The organism is Pseudonocardia yuanmonensis, from assembly GCF_039542425.1.
Lineage (GTDB): Bacteria > Actinomycetota > Actinomycetes > Mycobacteriales > Pseudonocardiaceae > Pseudonocardia > Pseudonocardia yuanmonensis.
On record NZ_BAABIC010000011.1, the window covers coordinates 112,138 to 130,813 of the forward strand.

20 protein-coding genes are annotated in these 18,676 nt (G+C 74.9%); 5 read left to right on the top strand and 15 right to left on the bottom strand.

Going from position 1 to position 18,676, the window contains the following annotated elements; genetic code table 11:
* The first annotated feature begins 21 nt into the window (after positions 1 to 21).
* Positions 22 to 162, top strand: coding sequence for a hypothetical protein (locus ABD990_RS17625; RefSeq protein ID WP_345381648.1), 141 nt, complete (start codon positions 22 to 24; stop codon positions 160 to 162).
* 36 nt (positions 163 to 198) lie between these two features.
* Here ABD990_RS17625 and ABD990_RS17630 read toward each other — a convergent pair whose 3' ends face one another.
* Genes ABD990_RS17630 through ABD990_RS17640 form a run of 3 tightly spaced genes read right to left on the bottom strand, consistent with a single transcriptional unit; the run spans position 199 to position 2,776 of the window.
* On the bottom strand, positions 199 to 1,065 hold the full coding sequence (locus ABD990_RS17630; RefSeq protein ID WP_345381762.1) for a TauD/TfdA family dioxygenase: 867 nt from the start codon (positions 1,063 to 1,065) through the stop codon (positions 199 to 201).
* Positions 1,050 to 1,835, bottom strand: coding sequence for an ABC transporter permease (locus ABD990_RS17635; protein ID WP_345381649.1), 786 nt, complete (start codon positions 1,833 to 1,835; stop codon positions 1,050 to 1,052). The genes ABD990_RS17630 and ABD990_RS17635 overlap by 16 nt, the downstream gene beginning before the upstream one ends.
* Positions 1,832 to 2,776 (bottom strand): ABC transporter permease, encoded by a 945-nt coding sequence (locus ABD990_RS17640; RefSeq protein ID WP_345381650.1) that lies wholly within the window; start codon positions 2,774 to 2,776, stop codon positions 1,832 to 1,834. The genes ABD990_RS17635 and ABD990_RS17640 overlap by 4 nt, the downstream gene beginning before the upstream one ends.
* A gap of 25 nt (positions 2,777 to 2,801) precedes the next feature.
* Here ABD990_RS17640 and ABD990_RS17645 point away from each other — a divergent pair, with 25 nt between their 5' ends.
* The gene (locus tag ABD990_RS17645) at positions 2,802 to 4,106 is read left to right on the top strand and encodes an MFS transporter (protein WP_345381651.1); all 1,305 of its coding nucleotides are present in this window, start codon (positions 2,802 to 2,804) and stop codon (positions 4,104 to 4,106) included.
* Positions 4,107 to 4,109: 3 nt separating this feature from the next.
* Here the strand turns inward: ABD990_RS17645 and ABD990_RS17650 are convergent, their stop codons facing one another.
* Together ABD990_RS17650 and ABD990_RS17655 are read right to left on the bottom strand one after the other, a co-directional pair.
* The gene (locus tag ABD990_RS17650; RefSeq protein ID WP_345381652.1) at positions 4,110 to 5,033 is read right to left on the bottom strand and encodes an SDR family oxidoreductase; all 924 of its coding nucleotides are present in this window, start codon (positions 5,031 to 5,033) and stop codon (positions 4,110 to 4,112) included.
* Positions 5,034 to 5,798: 765 nt separating this feature from the next.
* Positions 5,799 to 6,209, bottom strand: coding sequence for a hypothetical protein (locus ABD990_RS17655; RefSeq protein ID WP_345381653.1), 411 nt, complete (start codon positions 6,207 to 6,209; stop codon positions 5,799 to 5,801).
* Between the two features lie 314 nt (positions 6,210 to 6,523).
* Here ABD990_RS17655 and ABD990_RS17660 point away from each other — a divergent pair, with 314 nt between their 5' ends.
* Positions 6,524 to 7,279: a sigma-70 family RNA polymerase sigma factor gene (locus ABD990_RS17660; protein ID WP_345381654.1), complete on the top strand. Its 756-nt coding sequence runs from the start codon at positions 6,524 to 6,526 to the stop codon at positions 7,277 to 7,279.
* Positions 7,280 to 7,406: 127 nt separating this feature from the next.
* Here ABD990_RS17660 and ABD990_RS17665 read toward each other — a convergent pair whose 3' ends face one another.
* The 3 genes from ABD990_RS17665 to ABD990_RS17675 are packed head-to-tail and all read right to left on the bottom strand — an operon-like array spanning position 7,407 to position 10,076.
* A complete protein-coding gene (locus tag ABD990_RS17665; RefSeq protein ID WP_345381655.1) occupies positions 7,407 to 8,489 on the bottom strand; it encodes a hypothetical protein in 1,083 nt (360 codons plus the stop codon).
* A gap of 46 nt (positions 8,490 to 8,535) precedes the next feature.
* Positions 8,536 to 9,528, bottom strand: a complete 993-nt coding sequence (locus tag ABD990_RS17670) for an NADPH:quinone reductase (protein ID WP_345381656.1) — start codon at positions 9,526 to 9,528, stop codon at positions 8,536 to 8,538.
* A gap of 44 nt (positions 9,529 to 9,572) precedes the next feature.
* The gene (locus ABD990_RS17675) at positions 9,573 to 10,076 is read right to left on the bottom strand and encodes a GNAT family N-acetyltransferase (RefSeq protein ID WP_345381657.1); all 504 of its coding nucleotides are present in this window, start codon (positions 10,074 to 10,076) and stop codon (positions 9,573 to 9,575) included.
* 187 nt (positions 10,077 to 10,263) lie between these two features.
* Between ABD990_RS17675 and ABD990_RS17680 the strand changes: the two genes are divergently transcribed.
* The gene (locus tag ABD990_RS17680) at positions 10,264 to 10,800 is read left to right on the top strand and encodes a nucleoside/nucleotide kinase family protein (RefSeq protein WP_345381658.1); all 537 of its coding nucleotides are present in this window, start codon (positions 10,264 to 10,266) and stop codon (positions 10,798 to 10,800) included.
* 82 nt (positions 10,801 to 10,882) lie between these two features.
* On the opposite strand, the gene ABD990_RS17685 is transcribed toward ABD990_RS17680, so the two are convergent.
* The 4 genes from ABD990_RS17685 to ABD990_RS17700 all read right to left on the bottom strand — a co-directional run bounded on the left by ABD990_RS17685 (position 10,883) and on the right by ABD990_RS17700 (position 13,501).
* A complete protein-coding gene (locus tag ABD990_RS17685; RefSeq protein WP_345381659.1) occupies positions 10,883 to 11,629 on the bottom strand; it encodes a hypothetical protein in 747 nt (248 codons plus the stop codon).
* Positions 11,626 to 12,531: an ABC transporter ATP-binding protein gene (locus tag ABD990_RS17690; RefSeq protein ID WP_345381660.1), complete on the bottom strand. Its 906-nt coding sequence runs from the start codon at positions 12,529 to 12,531 to the stop codon at positions 11,626 to 11,628. Before ABD990_RS17690 ends, ABD990_RS17685 begins: the two co-directional genes overlap by 4 nt.
* Entirely contained in the window at positions 12,528 to 12,887 is a 360-nt protein-coding gene (locus tag ABD990_RS17695; protein ID WP_345381661.1) for a GntR family transcriptional regulator, read from the bottom strand. The genes ABD990_RS17690 and ABD990_RS17695 overlap by 4 nt, the downstream gene beginning before the upstream one ends.
* Positions 12,888 to 13,204: 317 nt before the next feature.
* Positions 13,205 to 13,501 carry an antibiotic biosynthesis monooxygenase family protein gene (locus tag ABD990_RS17700; RefSeq protein ID WP_345381662.1) on the bottom strand — a complete coding sequence of 99 codons (297 nt, stop codon included), beginning with the start codon at positions 13,499 to 13,501 and terminating at the stop codon, positions 13,205 to 13,207.
* A gap of 145 nt (positions 13,502 to 13,646) precedes the next feature.
* On the opposite strand from ABD990_RS17700, the gene ABD990_RS17705 reads away from it, so the two are divergent.
* The gene (locus tag ABD990_RS17705) at positions 13,647 to 14,966 is read left to right on the top strand and encodes an acyltransferase (RefSeq protein ID WP_345381663.1); all 1,320 of its coding nucleotides are present in this window, start codon (positions 13,647 to 13,649) and stop codon (positions 14,964 to 14,966) included.
* Here the strand turns inward: ABD990_RS17705 and ABD990_RS17710 are convergent.
* The 3 genes from ABD990_RS17710 to ABD990_RS17720 all read right to left on the bottom strand — a co-directional run bounded on the left by ABD990_RS17710 (position 14,914) and on the right by ABD990_RS17720 (position 18,664).
* Complete coding sequence (locus tag ABD990_RS17710) at positions 14,914 to 15,684, bottom strand: ANTAR domain-containing protein (RefSeq protein WP_345381664.1); 771 nt, start codon at positions 15,682 to 15,684, stop codon at positions 14,914 to 14,916. The two genes, ABD990_RS17705 and ABD990_RS17710, sit on opposite strands and share 53 nt — an antisense overlap.
* A gap of 61 nt (positions 15,685 to 15,745) precedes the next feature.
* A complete protein-coding gene (locus ABD990_RS17715; RefSeq protein WP_345381665.1) occupies positions 15,746 to 16,384 on the bottom strand; it encodes a DedA family protein in 639 nt (212 codons plus the stop codon).
* A gap of 117 nt (positions 16,385 to 16,501) precedes the next feature.
* Entirely contained in the window at positions 16,502 to 18,664 is a 2,163-nt protein-coding gene (locus ABD990_RS17720; RefSeq protein WP_345381666.1) for a 3-hydroxyacyl-CoA dehydrogenase NAD-binding domain-containing protein, read from the bottom strand.
* Positions 18,665 to 18,676 lie beyond the last annotated feature (12 nt).

Sequence of the window (18,676 nt, forward strand, 5' to 3'; positions counted from 1 at the left end):
AGGCCTCGATACGGTCGGGCCGTGACCGCCGCCGTGCCCGACGATCTCGAACCCCGCCGCCGCGACGCGCAGCAGCGGCTGGAACGCGCCGTCGGCGAGGGGCGGCTGACCCTGCGGGTGTGGTCGCTGCTGGGCGACGTGACGGTCCGGAGCGCGGGCTGACCCGTCCTCCCGTGGGTCCGACGCCGGCGGCGCCGCCTATGCCGCCTCGGTCGTGCGCACCGTGAGCACGTGCAGGACGCGCTCGCCCTCGTAGCCGTCCCGCCCGTGCAGGAACCGGTAGTTGTCCAGCACGAACAGGTCGCCCGCGTCGAGCCGGAAGCGCGGGGCCACCTCCATCGCGGTGGCCAGAACGTCCGCGTACCGCTCGATCAGCCCGAGATGCCGGTCCCACTGCGGCTCGCGCGGGACCGGGGCGGCGTAGTCGCTGGCCCGCACCACGCGGCGGCCGGCCCGGGTGTACTCGACCAGCCGCCGCACGAGCGGGGTACCCGGCACCCCTCGAGCCCGGTTGACCAGGTGCCGAAGTAGTCGACGTCCGTCCCGACGAGGAAGTCGTGCACCTCGCGCAGCTCCGGCTCCGCCGCCGTGCGAAGGACCTCGACCAGCGCGTACCCGTCGATCAGCACGGAGTCGCCGCCCGCGTCGGCGGAGCGGCCGCACAGCATGAGCAGCCAGTCCTCGTCCGGGTCCCGCAGCCGGACCGACCGGCCGTGCACGTCGACGACCACGTTCGCGCCGTCCGAGTGCAGCCCGAGCGGCGGCGCGTCCGGCCCGCCCTGCGGCCGGATGCCGAACAGCTCGCGGAGACGGCCGCCGAGCGCGGTCGCGGCCGCGTCGACCAGCCGCTCCGGGTCCGTGGCGTACCCCGCGACGACCACGGCGCCCTCCGCCGCGAGGCCCGCGCGCAGGTCGATCACTACCGGCGGGACGACGCCGACGCCGCCGAGCGTCTCCTTCCACCCCGGCCGGACCTCGCCCCGCCGCCGCCCGCTCGCACTCGTGACCGCCACCCGGGACCCCTCTCGCAAAACACTGGCAGGAGCACCTTATCGGCCGGACCACCGCGACTCCAGCCTCCGGCCGAGCAGGGTGACGGCCAGCGAGACGGCCACGACCGCCATCGCGGGCACCAGCACGAGCTGCGGGGCGGCGAACAGGTACTGCCGACCCTCGGCCAGCATCGCGCCCCACTCCGGGGTCGGCGGCTGGGCGCCGAGCCCGAGGAAGGACAGACCGGCGAGCGACAGCAGGACGTTGGCGAACCGCAGGCAGGCATGCGCGGTCAGCGGGCGCAGGGCGTTCGGGAGGATGTGCCGCACGGCGATCCGGCCGGGCCCGGCGCCCAGCGCGACCGCCCCCTCCACGTACTCGCGGGCCCGCTCGCGGACCGTGAGCTGGTAGGCGAGCCGGGCGAACGGCGTCCAGCCGGTGAGCAGCACGGCGATCAGCAGCGTCCCCGTGCCGGGCTCCCGGACGGCCGCCACGACCAGGCCCACGATCACCGTCGGGACGGCCACCAGGACGTCGAGCACCCGCTGCAGGAGCTGGCCAGCGATCCCGCCCGCGTACCCGGCGAGGATCCCGAGCAGCGTGCCGGCGGCGGCGCAGAGCAGCACGGCGACCAGCGTGAACCACATGGAGAACCGGGTGCCGGCGAGCAGCCGGGCGAGGACGTCCCGGCCCAGGTTGTCCGTGCCGAGGGGATGGGCGGGGGAAGGCCCGGCGAAGCGGTCGGCGAGGTCCGTGGTGAGCGCGTCGACCGGCACCAGCGCGGCGACCACCAGCGCCCCGGCGAGCACGGCGAACGCGGTGAGGACGGGATCGCGCCTCACACCTCCACCTCCGCGCGCGCCACGGGATCGAGCGCGAGCTGCAGCAGCTCGGCCGCGAGGCCCGCCAGCACCGCCACCACGATCACGGCCAGCAGCCCGCCCTGCAGCATCGGCAGGTCCTGGCCGATCACGGCGTCGTGGAGCAGCCGGCCCAGCCCGGGGATCCCGAAGGCGACCTCCACCACGACCGCGCCGCCGAGCAGCCCCGCGAAGAACATCCCGGAGAGCGCGGTGACGCCGGTCAGCGCGAGCCGCGCGCCGTGCCGCCAGAGCAGCTGCGACCCGGCTATCCCCTTGGCGAGGGCGACGGCGACGTGCGGGCGGGACAGGGCGTCGATCGTCTCCGCCCGGGCGAGCTGGGCGGCCAGCGCGACGGGGAAGGCGGCCAGCGTCAGCACGGGCAGCACGGCCTGCGCGGGCGTGCCCCAGCCGGTGGCGGGCAGGAGCGGTACCGCGACGGCGAGCAGCAGGACCAGCACCGGCGCCAGCACGAACTCCGGCACGGCCACGCCCAGCACCGAGCAGGCGGTCACGGCCCGGTCCAGCCGGCCGCCCGGGCGCCGCGCCGCCCGCACCCCGAGCGGGATCCCGACCAGCGCGGCGACCAGCAGCGTGAGCGCCGCGAGCACAGCCGACACGCCCAGCGCCGCCGCCAGCTGCGGGGCGACCGGGGTGCGGGTGGCGAAGGAGAGCCCGAGGTCCCCGGTCAGCGCGTGGCCGAGCCAACGCAGGTACTGCACGGACCACGAGCGGTCCAGCCCCAGCTCGGCGGCGACCCGCGCGGCCACCACCGGATCCGGCTCGGCCTCCGCGACCCGGCTGCGCAGCACCGCCCGCACCGTGTCGACGCCGGCCAGCCGCGGCAGCAGGAAGATCAGCAGCGACGCGACCAGCAGGACCGCCGGCAGGGCCGCGAGCCGGCGCGCGAGGGTGCCGCCCACTCAGCCGGTGCGGGTGAGCTCGGGCGTGATCAGGGACTTCGCCAGCGGGTCCACGGTGAACCCGGAGACGCCCCTGGTCACCGCGTTCTCCTGCGAGTGCACCAGTGGCAGCCCGACGACGTCGGCGTTCAGCTTCGCCGCCGCGGCCCGGAAGACCTCCTGCCGCTGCGCCGGGTCCGCGGTCGTGGCCAGCGGGGCCAGCAGGGTGCTGCCCTACCTGGCGACGCATCTCGCCGAGGACCTCGCACTCGCGGGCGGGGTCGTCGGGCTGGTGCTGGGGCTGCGCACGTTCAGCCAGCAGGGCCTGTTCGTCGTCGGCGGCGCCCTGGCGGACCGATGGGGCGCGAAACCGGTGGTGCTGACGGGCTGCGGGCTGCGCGTCGCGGGGTTCGTGCTCCTCGGCGTGGCGACGGCGCTGCCCGGGGTGCTGGCCGGGGCGCTGCTCACGGGGTTCGCGGCCGCCCTCTTCTCCCCGGCCGTCGAGTCGTCGCTCGCCCGCGAGGCCGGGGCGCTGGAGGAGGTCGGCGGGGTCGCGCGCGCGGACGTCTTCGCGATGTTCGCCGTGAGCGGGCAGATCGGGTCCGTGGTCGGGCCCCTGGTCGGCACCGCGCTGCTGCTCGTCGACTTCCGGCTGGCCTGCCTGGTCGCCGGCGGGGCGTTCGTGCTGATCCTGGCCGCGCACGCGGCGTGGCTGCCGCACCGGCCCGCACCGCACGCCGGCGAGCCGATCCTCGCCGGCTGGGCGGAGGTGCTGGCCAACCGGCGCTTCCTCGCCTTCGCGGCGGGCTACTCCGGCTACCTGCTCTGCTACAACCAGCTCTACCTGGCGCTGCCCGCCGAGCTCACCCGTGCCACCGGGGGGCAGGGGGCGCTGGGCTGGCTGTTCGTGCTGGCGTCCGTGATGGTGAGCGTCGGGCAGCTGCCGGTGACCCGCTGGGCCCGGCGGCGCGGCGGGCTCCGGCCGCTGGTCCTCGGGTTCGTGCTGATGACGGCCGCGTTCGCGGTCGTGGCGGTGGCGGTCGCCGCGCTGCCCCCGGCGCTCTGGCCCGCGGTGGCGTTCGTCGTGCTGCTCACCGCGGGGCAGATGCTCGCCGTGCCGATCGCGCAGGACCTCGTCCCCCGGCTGGCCGCGGAGCGGCGGCTCGGCGCCCACTTCGGGGTGCTGTCCTCCGCGGGCGGGCTCGCGGTGCTGGTGGGCAGCACGGGCGCCGGCGCGCTGCTCGACCCCGCGGTCGCCCCGCCCGTCGTCGCGTGGGTGGTGCTGGCCGCGGTGCCGCTGCTCAGTGCCGTCGTGATCGGCCGGCTGGCCCGGCGCGGGGCGCTGGACTGACCCTCACCGGTACCCCGTGGTGTCGGCCGGCTTGCCCGGGTCCTGGACCTCCACGACGTACCGCCAGGCGTCGGGGCGCGAGCCGTCGAGGTCGTCCACGCCGTAGACCTGCGCGAGCTCCCCGCTCGACGTCGAGCGCCCGGTCCACCGCGCCCGCTCCGGGTCCGCGGCGAGCGCGGCGATCCCGCGGCCGACGAACCGCGGCGTCTCGGAGATCGCGAAGTGCGGCACGGTGGTCAGCGCGTCCCGCCAGGTCTCCTCCGTCACGCCGTAGTGGTCCAGCATCGCCTCCGAGCGCAGCCACCCCGGGGTGACGGCCACGGCCGTGCCGCCGTGCTCGCGCAGCTCGTGCGCCCAGCTGCGGGCGAGCCGGATCGGCGCGACCTTGGCCAGGTCGTAGTAGACGGTCAGCCGATAGTTCTCGGCGTTGTACTCCGCGGTGCCGTCCGTGACCTCGACGACCAGGCCGCCGGGCTCGCGCACGAGGAGCGGGAAGGCGTAGCGGGCCGTCACGACGTGGGTGTCGATCGCGAGCCGCAGCAGGTGCAGGCCGTCGTCCAGCGAGTGCTCCCAGACCGGGCGGAACCACTCGGTGAGCGGGTCGCCGCCGAAGATGTCGTTGACCACCACGTCCAGCCGGCCCTGCTCGGCGTCGATCCGTGCGCACAGCGCCTGCACCTGCGCCGGGTCGAGATGGTCCACGACGACCGGGACCACGCGCCCGGGCATCCCCGCCGCCAGCTCCGCGGTCCCCTCGATCGTCTCCGTGCGGCCGTACTCCGAGGGTTTGCCGGCGGTGCTGCGCCCGGTCGCGTACACCGTCGCCCCCGCGGCCGCGAGCTCGAGCGCGATCCCCCGTCCCGCGCCCCGGGTCGCTCCCGCGACGAGCGCGATCTTGCCGTGCAGTGGTGCCGTTCCGTCGACCATGCCGAGAACGGTCGCCGGCAACCCTGACAGGTGCCGTCAGGGTCGGATCGGGGCGAGCGCGCCGGGTGCCGGGGAGGCCAGTGCGAGCAGCCGGCCCCGGTCGGCGTGGGCGCACGCAGGGCCGCGAGCCCGTCGGCGGCGAGGCCGAGCAGCAGGCGGACCGTCCGCCGGTCGGCGAACCGGAGCCGGCGGAGATCGAGCGTCCGCCGCCCGGCGGCCACCAGCCGCCGAGGACGCCGGCCAGGACCGCCGTGTTCGACCGGTCGACCTCGCCCGCCAGGCGGACCACGCCGTCGGGCGCCTCGGTGACGCGCAGGAGGCCGTCGTCGTACACGCTGGGGAGCCGGACCAGGCCGTCGTGCAGCCGGTCCAGGACCTCCCGGTCGCCCGGCGCCAGCGCCAGGGCCCGGTAGACGCACAGGATCTCCGCGGGCAGGCCGGCCGCGACCGTGTCCAGCGAGGTCTCGGTGTGCTCGATCCGCCCGGGGTCGCCCCACACCGCCACCCGCACCGGGCGCCGGCAGCGCCGCGGCAGGAACTCCAGCGCCACCGCCGGGTCCACCCCGGGCGGCAGCGGGAGGACCAGGCCCGCCGCCGTCAGCGCCGGGAGGTCCACGCCCCACTCGAGCATCCGGGCGTTCAGCTCGGCGCCGGCGGCACAGCCGACGAGGACGGTGCACCCGTCCGCATCGGCCCGCCCGAGGAAGGCGCCGAGGGCCTCGAACCGCTCCTCGGCCGACCGGGCCACGACGCACGCGTGGCCCGTCACGCCGCGCCTCCTCCGGCGCCGCCGGGGAAGGCCAGCCGCACGGTCGTCCCCAGCGACGAGTGGAGGACGGTGACGTGCGCGAGCTCGGGGGCGAGCCGGAGCCCGTCGGCGGCGTCCGTGCCGGGCGGGGCCGACGGCAGCCCGCCGGACGCGTCGATCCGGATCCGGACCCCGGCCCCGTCCGCGCACCACCGGATGCGCACCGGCCCGGCGTCCCGGTCCAGGGCCTGCCCGACGACCTCGTCCACCGCGATCGTCATCCCCGCCTCGCGGTCGGGCGCGAACCCGCGCTCCCGGGCCAGCCGGCCGAGCTCGTGGCGCAGGCCGGCGAGTTGGAAGATCCCGGCGATCTCGACGTCGAGGGTGGGTGGACGGCGTCCACCCACCCGGTCCCGCACCATCCGCATCCCGCACCACCTCGTCGTCGCGCCGCTGGGGACCGCCGCCCCGATCGCCGCGGCATGCCCCCGGCCGGACCGGTCAAACCCGCTGCGGCCCACCGGCCCCCGCCCGGCGGGAGCGCCTCGGGCCGATGCGTCCGGCGAATCCCGTGCGCGGGGTTTGGCCGGCCACCGCCCGGGCAACCGCCCGGCACCCCGCTCCCGAAGGACGGGAGCCTCCCCGCCGTTGGGCAGGCAGCGGCGGACACACCGGGCGCCCGGCCCTCACCTCCGGCCCCGGCCGGACCCCGTCCCCCGTGAACGGCAGGAGGCTGCGCACGGTGACCGTCCCCAGCGACTACGCCCGGCACCTGCCGACCCTCGCGGAGTACGCCGCGCTGCCCTGCGACGACCCGCGGCGGGCGGGCCTGCGGTCCGCGCTGATCCTCGCGTTCCTGCCGGTCGTGCAGCACATCGCGCGGCGCTACGGCGACGACGCCGCCCAGGAGGACCTGACCCAGGCGGGCGTGATCGGGTTGATCCACGCGATCGACCACTGGGACCCCGAGGCGGCGCGGGGGGACGCGCTCGGCTACGTCGTCCCGTGCGTGCGCGGGGAGATCCTGCGGCACCTGCGGGACCGCACGTGGTCGGTGCGGGTGTCACGGCCGATGAAGGAGCTGGTGGTCGCCATCGACAAGGCCACCGGGCCGCTCACCCAGCGGCTGGGCCGGGCGCCGCGGCCGAGCGAGATCGCCGACGACCTGGGGATCGGGGTCGAGGAGGTGATCGAGGCGATCACCGTGCGCACCGAGCGGCGCAGTGCCAGCCTCGACGTGACGACCGAGCCCGGCGAACCGCCCCTCGCCGAGCGGCTCGGCGACGCGGACCCGGAGCTCGACGGCGTGGAGTTCCGGCGGAGCCTGTGGCCGCTGCTGGCCGCGCTGCCCGAGCGGGAGCGACGGATCGTGCTGCTCCGCTTCTTCGGCAACAAGACCCAGTCGGAGATCGGCGAGATGGTCGGGCTCTCCCAGATGCACGTCTCCCGGCTGCTCGCCCGCGCCCTGGCGACGCTGCGGAACGGGTTGAAGGCCTGATCGCGACAGTGCGGTCCGGGACGGTCCGGCCGGTGGTCCGGGTCGTGTCAGCCGGTCCGTCCACCGCCCGTGCACAGCCGGCACACCGACGTCGTCCACGAAGTCCCCGACGTCGTGGGCGGGTGAGTCACTCCTCGCGCGTCTCGAGCTGGGCCGCCAGCTGCCGGCGCTCGCGCTGCCGGTGGCCGTAGGCGACCTGCCGGACGGTCGCGTCGTCCTCCAGGCCCGAGCCGACCGCCCCGGCGACGACACCCATGATCGTCGCGAGCACCACGATCCGGACGTAGTCGGCGGGCCCGGCGGGATACCCGAGCACCCGGGTCAGGTACGACGCCGGGATGATCACCGCCGCGACGACCGAGTTCAGCACCAGCAGGGCCAGCGAGAACAGCCCGGTCCCGGCCGTGAGCGTCAGGACCGTGCCCAGGTTGAGCAGCCGGTCCAGGTCGGGCTCGGGGGACCCGCGCTCCCACAGCCGGTGCCCGGCGATCAGCCAGGCCACGAAGATCGCGATCGAGCCGACGAACGCCAGGGCGAGCCGCCAGCCGTCGAGGTTCGTGGCGAGCTGCCACAGGTTCGAGTAGAGCAGCCCGAAGGCCGAGCCGGCCGCGGACCCGGCCAGCGCCGCGCCCAGCCCGACGGTCAGCCGCCACGGCCGGTTGGTGCGGACCATGCCGGCGAGCAGCCGCAGCGTGCCGCGCCGGGTCAGCACGGTCTCGTCGGAGTCCTCCGCCTGCACACCGGGCTCGTGCAGCAGGGCCGCCCGGCGCGTGGGACGGCGGGCCGCCGCTGCCGCCTCGACCCCGAGCAGCCGCCCCACCAGGTCGACGACGGCGTCGCGGACCCGCGGCAGCAACCGCACCCCGCCGAGGGCGGGCACCGACACGACCGCGACCCGGTCCTGCTCCCCCACCTGCGCGACGACGGGCACGCCGCTGGACTTGGCCGGCACGTCCGTCAGGCACACCGCGACGTCCCACCGGGTCCGGCGGACCCGCTCGCGCGCCCGGTCGAGGGCGCGCTCGCCGCGGTCGTTGGCCTCGAACGGCTCGACGACGGTCTCGACCTGCCAGGTGCGCGGCGTGTCCAGCCGCGCGCCGAGGACCTGCGGCAGGCCCTCGGCGAGGCGGGTGGCCAGCTCACCGGGCAGGTTCGGGTCGGCCAGCAGGCCGACGACGGTGACGGGCTCGGGGATGGGCTCGTCCGACATGCGGGAGGGCTACCCGCGCCGGGCCCCGCCGCCACCCGGACGGGCGTCACCCGATGTCGACCAGCACCTTGCCCGTCGTCCCCGACTCGACCGCCTCGTGGGCGGCCGCGATGTCGTCCAGCGTGAAGCGGTGCACCGGCAACGGGCTCAGCGCGCCCTCCGACACGGCGATAGTGAGCTCGCGCGCGGCGGCGGCGAGGTCCTCCCGCGGGACGCCGTAGAGCAGCACGAACCGCAGCACGGCGTTGGCCGTCATCAGCCGACGCACCGGAACCGTGGGGTCCTGCGGGGCGGCGGCGTAGGTGACGATCGTGCCGCCGTTCCGCAGCAGCGCGAGGTCGAGGTCGAGGTTCGCGCCGAGCGCCACCTCCACGACCCGGTCGACGTGCGGGACCAGCGCGCGGATCCGTTGCTCGGCGTCGGGCTCCCGGTAGTTGACGACGAGATCGGCACCGGCCCGCTTCGCGAGCTCCGCCTTCTCGGGCCCGGAGACCGTCGCGACCACGGTGGCCCCGGCCCAGCCGCCGATCTCCACCGCGTAGTGGCCGACGGCGCCGGCCCCGCCGGCGACCAGGACGTTCGTCCCGTGCGGGGAGCCGCCGGTGAACAGGCAGTGGTACGCGGTCATGGCCGGCACCCCGAGGCACGCGCCCAGGTCGTCCGGCGCCGACCCGGGCAACGGGACCGCCTGCGCCTCCGGCACCACGCAGTACTCGGCCGCCGTGCCCCACTCCGCGACCGGGGCGCCGCCCGGGCCGCCGGGCGAGGCGAGCCAGAGCCAGACCCGCTGCCCGACGCGGCCGGCGTCCACCCCGTCGCCGACGGCGTCGATGTCCCCGACCCCGTCCTGGTGCGGGACCCGGACGCCGTCGAAGGGCCGGGCGGTCGTGCCGTCCCGGGTCTTCACGTCCGTCGGGTTGACCGCCGACACCCGGACCCGGACGCGGACCTGCCCCGGCCCGGGCTCAGGGGTGTCGATCCCGCCGACGGTCAGGACCTCGCGCGCCGGCCCGGTGCGGTCGTAGAAGGCAGCCCTCATACCGACAGGCCTACCCCTCGGGCGGCGCGAGCACCACGGGGCGCTCAGGTCTCCGCGACCCCGGCCGTCCCGGCGGGCACCCGCCCGCCCGGCAGGACGGCGTGCACCGCGTCGTCGCTCTCGACGAGGACGGCGCCGAGCTCGCGCAGCACGGCCACGGCGGCGGCGTTGTCCGCGGTCGTCTCCGCGACGACGGGCCGGCCCCCGGCGCGGGCGACCAGCTCGCGGACGGCGGCGCGCCCGACCCCCCGGCCGCGGGCGCCGCGGGCGAGCCAGAGGCCGACCTCCAGCCCGTCGGCCACCGGCTCGAGCCGGCCCGCCCCGACGACCGTGTCGCCGTCGAGGATCGCCCAGGTGCGCTCGACCGGTGCGACGGCGCCGACCGAGCGGCTGCGGTGGAAGGTGAGGAAGGCGGCACGCGCGGCGTCGGTCCAGCCCGGGGCGCCGGCGACCGGCGGCATCACCTCGGCCGGCTCGGCACCCGCGACGGCGGCGTCGAGCAGGGCGACGAGCATCGGCTCGTCGAGGGGGCGCAGCGTGACGGTCACGGCCGCGAGTCTGGGGGGTGGGCGCCGCGAGGTCGACCCAATTCGTGGTGAACGGACGGGGTCGGAGGGCTCGACCAGCGCCGATGGCGGCGGCGGGTGAGCCTGGCCACCGGGTGCCCTGCCGCCGGGCACGGGTCGCCCGGAGGGTCCAGCGCGGACGGCGAGGTCGCCGGGGCAGGCTGACGGGGTGACGACCACGGCCGGCGCCCTGCCCGACCTCGTCCGGGACCGTCCTCCCGGGCCGGGCGGGTGCCGGCTCGTCACCGTCGACGGCTGGTCGGGCTCGGGCAAGAGCGTGCTCGCCGAGCGGCTCGGGCGGGCCCTCGACGCCCCGGTGCTCTCGATCGAGGAGCTCTATCCCGGCTGGGACGGCCTCGCCGCCGCGATCCCGCTGGCCCGCGAGTGGATCGCCGAACCCCTCTTCCACGGCCGATCCGCGCACTGGTGGCCGTGGGTCTGGGAGCGCGACGAACGCTCGCCGCACCCGCGCACCCAGCCCTGCGTGCCCGTCGTCGTGCTGGAGGGCTGCGGGTCCGGCGCGGCGGCGCTGCGCCCCTTCACCAGCGCCGCGATCCGGGTGGACTGCCCGCCCGCGGAACGGGAGCGCCGGCTGCGGACCCGCGCCGACTGGCCGGGCTACGCCCCGCACCGCGCCCGCTTCCTCGCCCAGGAGCGCCGGTACTTCGCCGGCGCCCCCGACCCGGACCTCGTCGTCCGGACCTGAGAACGGGAACGGCCGTCGTCCCGGACCCCCCGATCCGGGACGACGGCTCCCCCCTCGGCGGTCCCCCACCGCCGTGCTCGCGCTACGCCGTGGCGCGGCGCAGGAACAGGTACCCGGCGGCGGCCGCGAGGGCCGCGACGATCGCCGGGTAGCCCGCGACCAGGAGCACCGCGGGCGTCGCGGTGAAGAAGCGGCCCACGGCCGGCCACGCCTGCTGCCAGGTGATCAGCACCGCGGCGATCCCGCCGAGCAGCAGCAGGCCGATCGACGCGGTCCACATCCCGAGCTGGCCGAACCGCTTGAAGATCGTGCCGGCGAGGATGCTCACGAAGGAGAACAGCAGGAAGGGCACGGTGTAGACGAGCCACTGCAGCACCCAGTTCTGCTGCACCAGGTACGGGACGCCGAAGAAGTGCAGCCCCATCGCCCACCCGCCGGTGGCCTGCTCGAGCGCGAGCAGCAGGGTGAGCAGCAGGCCCTGCACGGCGGACTGCACCAGCACGAACAGCGAGGTGCCGGTGAAGAAGTCCCGGCGCGTCACCGAGAGCCCGAGGGCGAACGGGAACATCTGCGTCATGGTCACCAGGTGGGCCACGACCACGAAGATGTAGATCGACAGCAGGCCGCCGGTCACCTTCGGCTCGCCGGGCGTCTCCGGCACCAGCGCGAAGATCACCAGGTTGATCGCGAAGGAGATGCCGAGGATCAGCCAGGGCATCCCCACCTGCACCGGCAGGTTCACGAGCTGCATCCGGGCGACGGTGAGCGGGCGGCGGCGCCGGCCCGGCGTGTCCAGGGCGGGCGGGACGGGGTCCAGGGCGGCGGTCATCGCGTGGCCACCTCCCGGCCGTCGTGGTTGTCGTGGCGGGGCTCCGTCGCGAGCTGGGTCGTGCGGACCACGAGCTGCTGCAGCGAGACGGGCTCGAAGTCCAGCCCCTCGGAGCGCAGCCGGGTGTCCGGGTCGGCGCCCTCGAGCGTCACCCGTAGGAAGCCCCCCAGCTCCTCGCGGTGCAGCTCGGTGTGGCCGGCGGCGAAGGCCTTCACCGCGGCGGCCGGCCCGGTCACCGTGACGGCGCGGCCGCGCAGCACGTCGGCGTCCTCGTCGACCAGGATCCGGCCCTTGTCGATGACGACGACGTGCTCGATCAGGTCCGACACCTCGTCGATCAGGTGCGTGCTCAGCACGACGGTGCGCGGGTGGGCCGCGTAGTCCGCGAGCAGGCGGTCGTAGAACAGCTGGCGCGCGACCGCGTCGAGCCCCAGGTACGGTTCGTCGAAGAAGGTCAGCGGCGCCCGCGAGGCGAGCCCGATGGTCACCCCGACGGCCGAGAGCTGGCCGCGCGAGAGCTTCTTGATCGACTGCTTGGGCCGCAGGTGGAACTCGTCCACCAGCTCCGCCGCGAAACCGGCGTCCCAGTTCGGGTACAGCATCCCCGCCGCGCTCAGCGCGTCGCGCACCCGGAAGGCGTCCGGGTACTTCTGCGCCTCGCGGATGAAGCAGACGCGGTCGAGCACGGTCGGGTTCTCGTACGGGTGCAGGCCGAAGACCTCGACCTCGCCCGCCGTCTCGAACCCCTGCCCGGTCAGGATCTGCATGACGGTGGTCTTGCCGGCACCGTTGCGGCCGAGCAGGCCGTGCACGGTGTTCTCCCTGAGCTCGAGCGTCACGTCGTCGAGCGCGGTGAAGCTGCCGTAGCGCTTCACGACCCCCCGCATCCGTACGGCGGTCATTCGTCCCCCCAGACGTCGATCATCTTCTTGATCTGCTCGGCGTCCATACCGAGCCTGCGGGCCTCCGCCAGCAGCGGCGCGACGTACTGCTTCGCGAACTCCTCGCGGCGCCGCTCCAGCAGCTGCGTGCGTGCGCCCGTGCTGACGAACATCCCGATCCCCCTCCGCTTGTACAGCACCCCGTCGGCGACGAGCTGGTTCACGCCCTTCGCCGCCGTCGCCGGGTTGATCCGGTGGAACGCGGCCAGCTCGTTGGTCGACGGGACCTGGCCCTCCTCCGGCAGCGAGCCGTCGATGATCGACGCCTCGATCTGCTCGGCGATCTGCAGGAAGAGGGGCCGCCCGTCGTCCTTCACGGCGACCGCCCCGCCCTGTCCCAGTCCGCTGGTTCATTACCCATGTAGGTAACCATGAAGCCACTGCAGTAGTGGTGTCAAGAGGAGCAGGGGCAACCGCGCGGCGGAAGGGGCCACAGGGGCGCGCTGAGCTGCAGAAATCGCCACTCGGGTGCGACGGCACTGCGCGTCGGCGGCGAGCGCACGAAGTCGGGCGAACGCCTCGTGATCACTGTCTGCGGTACGTGACGGCCACCCACGGCCGCCTTGTACCGCCGTCGCCGATCACGGAGGAGGAGGGCCGGCACCGACGGTCCGGTGCCGGGCGCAGCGGTTCCCTAGTCCGGCAGGCGGAACTGGATCCGGTCGATGCGCTCGGAGATCGGGGCGAACAGCTCGCGCCGGATGCGGTTGTGCTCGACGTCCCGGTCGTAGATCCGGTAGGCCTCCTCGTCGTCGAGGTCGACGGTGAGGGCGTAGGAGGCGTTGCCCTCCCGCAGCCCCAGGTCGAGCCCCGCGACCATGCGCAGCTCGACGCCCTCGACCCGCAGGTCGAGCAGGGCCTGCAGGGCCCGCTCGATCTCCTCGCGCGCCACGCCCGGCCTGACCGTCCCCACGACCACGTTGCGGATCACGCGGTCAGGTTGCCACGGCGAGGGCACCCGGTGGGCTGCCCCCACCCCCGGGCGGCCGGCAGTCCCTCACGCAAGAGACCGGCTGACCCCGCTGATCATGCCGTCCCGTCCGGCGAAGCTCGGTTCCCGACGAAGGGGGATCGCGATGGCCGTCATCGAGGGACGCCGGGGTGCGGAGACCGCGCACGGGGACGCGGGCCGGGACGTGCTGCTCGACCTGGTCCGCAGCGGCGCGATCGCGCTGGTGGTGCTGCAGCACTGGCTCATGCCGGTGGTGAGCCGCGACGGCGCCGAGCTCCGCGCCGGGAACGCCCTGGCGACGCCGGGCGCGTGGGCCTGGACGTGGATCGGGCAGGTCATGCCGCTGGTGTTCTTCGCCGCGGGGGCGGCGGGCGCGCTGTCCCTGCACCGCCGGCCGGAGCCGCGGGCCTGGGTGGCGGCCCGGGTGCAGCGGCTGGTGCTGCCGGTGTTCGCGCTGCTCGCGGTGTGGGTGCCGCTGCCGGCGCTGCTGGTTGCGGCGGGCCTGCCGGCCCAGCCCGTGGACCTCGCGGCCGGGGTTGTCCCGCAGCTGCTGTGGTTCCTCGTGGTCCAACTGGTCCTCGTCGCGCTGACCCCGGTGATGGTCGCCGCGCACGCGCGGTACGGCCTCGCCGTGCTGGTGCCGCCGGTGGTGGGAGCCGCGTCGGTCGACGGCCTGCGGTTCGCCGGCGTGCCCGTGGTCGGGTTCGTCAACGCCGTCCTGGTGTGGGTGGCGGTGCACCAGCTCGGCATCGCCTACGCCGAGGGCCGCTTCGCCCGGATGACGGGTGCCCGGGCCGCCCTCGTCGGTGCGGCGGGACTGGCCGCGACGGCCGCCCTCGTGGTGGCCGGTCCCTATCCCGCGAGCATGGTCGGGATGCCCGGCGCGCCCGTGTCGAACATGAGCCCGCCGACGCTGTGCCTGGTCACCCTGGCGGTGTTCCAGCTCGGCACGCTGCTCGCGTTGCGCCCGCTGCTGGTCCGCGCGGCGGCCGCTCCGCGGGCGGCGCGGGCGCTGGCGCTGCTCGCCCCGCGCACCATGACGGTGTTCCTCTGGCACATGTCCGCACTGGTCGTGGGGCTGGGCGTGCTCACCCTGGGTCTCGGGTGGTCCACCCCCGAGCCGTGGAGCGCCGGCTGGCTGCTCGGCGCGCCGCTGTGGGTGGCCGGACTGCTGGTGGTGCTGTGCGGGCTCGTGCGCGTGGCCGGCGGCCTGGAGACACGCTCGGCGCGCCCGCCGGTGGCGCCGTCCGCGGTCGCCCTCTGGCCGGGCCTGCTGCTCTGCGCCGGGGGCCTGCTCGGGCTGGCCGCGCGCGGGTTCGAGGCCGGCGTGCTCGAGCCGGCGGCCTGGTCGGCGGCGCTGGTCGCGGGCTACCTGCTGGTGACGGCCGGGGTCAGAGTTCGGCCCGGCGCAGGGCGAGGGTCTCGGCGACCTGCGCGAGCTTGACGTTGAGGCTCTGCGAGGTGCGTCGCAGGACGTCGAAGGCCTCCTCCGCGGAGATCCCGCGGCGCTCCATGAGGATGCCCTTGGCCTGGCCGATGACGTCCCGGCTCTGCAGCGCCCGGCGCAGCTGGGCCGCCTCCAGCTCGGCCGCCGCGCACGCCTGGGTGGCGGCGAGCGCGGTCGACGCGTGGGCGGCGAGGACCAGCGCCACGTCCCGCTCGGCGGCGCCGATGCCGCCGAGCCGGCGCGAGTACAGGTTGAGCGCGCCCATCCGCGGGGCGTCGCCGTTCGGGAACAGGCCGACGGCCAGCACGCTGCGGACCCCGAGCTCGGCCGCGGCGGGGCCGAACCGCGGGAACTGCTCCGCGACGGCCAGGTCGGGCTCGTGGACCAGGCCCATCCCGAGCCTGCGGGTGGCGGCGACGCACGGGCCCTCGTCGAGCCGGTACTGCAGCTCGTCCAGGCGGGAGGCCAGCACGTCCGTCTCGACCGGCGTGCGGAAGCCGTCGCCCGGGTCCCGGACGGTGACGCTCACCAGGTCGGCCCCGGGCACGACGGCCTTGGCCGCCCGGATCACCCGCTCCAGCACCTCGGCGACCGTGGTCGCCTCGAGCAGGGCGGAGGCGAGCGCGACGAACTCCAGGGCGAGCGGCCCGGCGCCCTGCTCGTCGGGGGTGGCGAACCGCCGCCGGTCCTCCGCCCAGTCCTGCTCCGTGGTCACCCGTCACTCCTCCGCGTCCACCGAGCAGCGATCGTCACCCGAAGTGCCCGCGGAGGCAACCTCATCGGGCCCGGTGTGCCCCACCTCGTCGGCGTGTCCCGTCCCGCCGCGCCCGCAGGCGGCGCACCACGAGCCAGACGAGGCCCAGCGCGACCAGGACCAGCATCACCGTCGACACCGGCGCGAGATAGCCCTCGACCCGCTCCCAGTTCTCGCCCAGCAACCAGCCGAGGCCGAGGAACACGGCGTTCCACATCCCGCTGCCGATGGCCGTGAGCAGGGTGAACCGCCACAGCGGCATCCGGGCGAGGCCGGCGGGGATGGACACGACGCTGCGGATCAGCGGCACGCAGCGGGCGAACAGGACGATGGGGCCGCCCCGCTTGGTGAACAGCGCGTACCCGCGCTCCAGGTCCTTGCGGCTGGACAGCACGAACCAGCGCTTGCCCGCGAGCTCGTAGAGCCGCTCGTAGCCCAGCCAGGCGCCGAGCCAGTAGAGCACCAGGGCCCCGAGCACGGAGCCCGCGGTCGCGGCCGGCCAGACCCACACGGCGTCGATCGCGCCGAGGCGGGCCCGGAAGCCCGCGAGCGGCAGGATGACCTCGGACGGGATCGGTGGGATCACGTTCTCGAGGAAGATCAGGAGCCCCACCCCGGCGGCTCCGAGGCGGTCGACGATCGAGAACACCCAGTCGGCCACGTACCCAGGGTGCCCGATTTGCCTGAAAATAAGCTGAGCCGGGATGCACGAACGGCACTCTCGCTCACTAGGTGTGAGCGAAAGTGCCGTTCGCCAGTGCTTCGGACTACGCTGCGATCACGCTGCGGCGGCCTCCTGGGCCCGCTTGCGCAGGCTCTCGGGGACCTCGAAGCGGGGGCCGTACTTGGCCGCGAACTCGTCCGCCCGCTTCACGAAGCCGGCGACGCCGCCCGGGTAGCCCTCGATGTACTGCATCACGCCGCCGGTCCACGCCGGGTAGCCGATGCCGAAGATCGAGCCGATGTTGGCGTCGGGCACCGTCTCGAGCACGCCCTCGTCGAAGCAGCGCACGGTCTCGAGGGACTCGATCACCAGCATGCGCTCGGAGAGCTCGTGCAGGTCCACGTCGTGGTTCGTGGCCCCGAACGTCTCCCGCAGCCCCGGCCAGAGGCGGACGCGCTTGCCGTTCTCGTACTCGTAGAACCCGGCGGCGGAGCTCTTCCCCTTGCGGCCGAACTCGTCCACCATCCGGTCGACGATCGCGTCGGCGGGGTGCGGTGTCCAGGTCTGGCCGGCCGCCTCGACCGCCGCCTGCGTCTCCTTGCGGATCTTCTGCGGCAGCGTGAGCGTCAGCTCGTCCATCAGCTGCAGGACCGGGGCCGGGTAGCCGGCCTGGGCCGACGCCTGCTCGATCGTCTGCGGGTCGATGCCCTCGGCGAGCATCGCGATGCCCTCGTTGACGAAGGTCCCGATCACGCGACTGGTGAAGAAGCCGCGGGAGTCGTTGACGACGATCGGGGTCTTGCGGATCCCGAGCGTGATGTCGAAGGCCTTGGCCAGCGCCGCGTCCGAGGTCTGCTCGCCCTTGATGATCTCGACCAGCGGCATCTTGTCGACCGGCGAGAAGAAGTGCAGGCCGATGAAGTCCGCCGGCCGGTCGATCCCGGCCGCGAGCTCGGTGATCGGCAGGGTGGAGGTGTTCGAGCAGAGCAGGGCGCCGGGCTCGACGACCTTCATCGCCTCGCGGAAGACCTCCTGCTTGAGCGCCACCGACTCGAACACGGCCTCGATGACGACGTCGCAGCCCGCGAGGTCGGCGTACTCCGCGGTCGGCGTGATCCGGGCGAGCAGGGCCTCGCCCTTCTCCTGCGTGACCTTGCCGCGCTTGACGCCCTTCTCGACCAGGCCCTCGGAGTAGGCCTTGCCCTTCCGGGCGTTCTCCGGCGCGACGTCCTTGAGGACGACCTCCCAGCCGGCCTGGGCGCAGACGTAGGCGATGCCCGCGCCCATCATCCCGGCGCCGAGCACGGCGACCTTGCGCGGCGTGTACTTCTCGTGGCCGTCCGGGCGGGACTTGCCGCCGTTGATCGCGTTGAGGTCGAAGAAGAACGCCTTGGTCATGTTCTTCGACACCTGGCCGACGACCAGGTCCACGAAGTAGCGGCTCTCGATCCGCAGCGCGGTGTCGAAGTCCACCTGGGCACCCTCGACGGCCGCGGACAGGATGTTGCGGGGAGCCGGCATCGGCGCGCCCTTGAGCTGCTTGCGCAGGTTGGCCGGGAAGGCCGGGAGGATCGCGGCGAGCTTCGGGTTCGACGGGGTGCCGCCCGGGATCTTGTGGCCCGGGGTGTCCCAGGGCTGCCTCGCCTCGGGGTTCTCCGCGATCCAGGCCTTGGCCTTCTGCAGCATCTCCTCCCTCGAGGAGGCGACCTCGTGGATCACGCCGAGCTCCAGCGCCTTCGCGGCCGTGAGCCGCTGGCCCTGCGCGAGGACGTTCATGAAGCCGTTCGCGATGCCCAGCAGCCGCGTGATGCGGGTGACGCCGCCGCCACCCGGCAGCAGGCCGAGGGTGACCTCGGGCAGGCCGTAGACCACGCCCTTCGCGTCGAGCCCGATCCGGTGGTGGCAGGCGAGGCCGATCTCCAGGCCCCCGCCGAGGGCGGTCCCGTTCATCGCCGCGACGACGGGGCGGCCCAGCTTCTCGAGCCGGCGCAGCTGCGCCTTGACCTCGGTGACGTTCTCGAACACCGCGGGCCCGTCGTTCGGCCCGGCGGAGATGAGGTCGTCGAGGTTGCCGCCGGCGAAGAAGGTCTTCTTGGCCGAGGTGATCACGACACCGGTGATCTCGTCCTTCGCGGCCTCGAGCCCGGTGATCACCTCACCCATCGCCTGCTTGTAGGCGTCGTTCATGGTGTTGGCGCTGGCGTTCGGGTCGTCGAGCGTGACGATCGCGACGCCGTCGGCGTCCTTCTCCCAGCGCACGGCCTTCTGGTCGGTCACTGCCGTCGATCC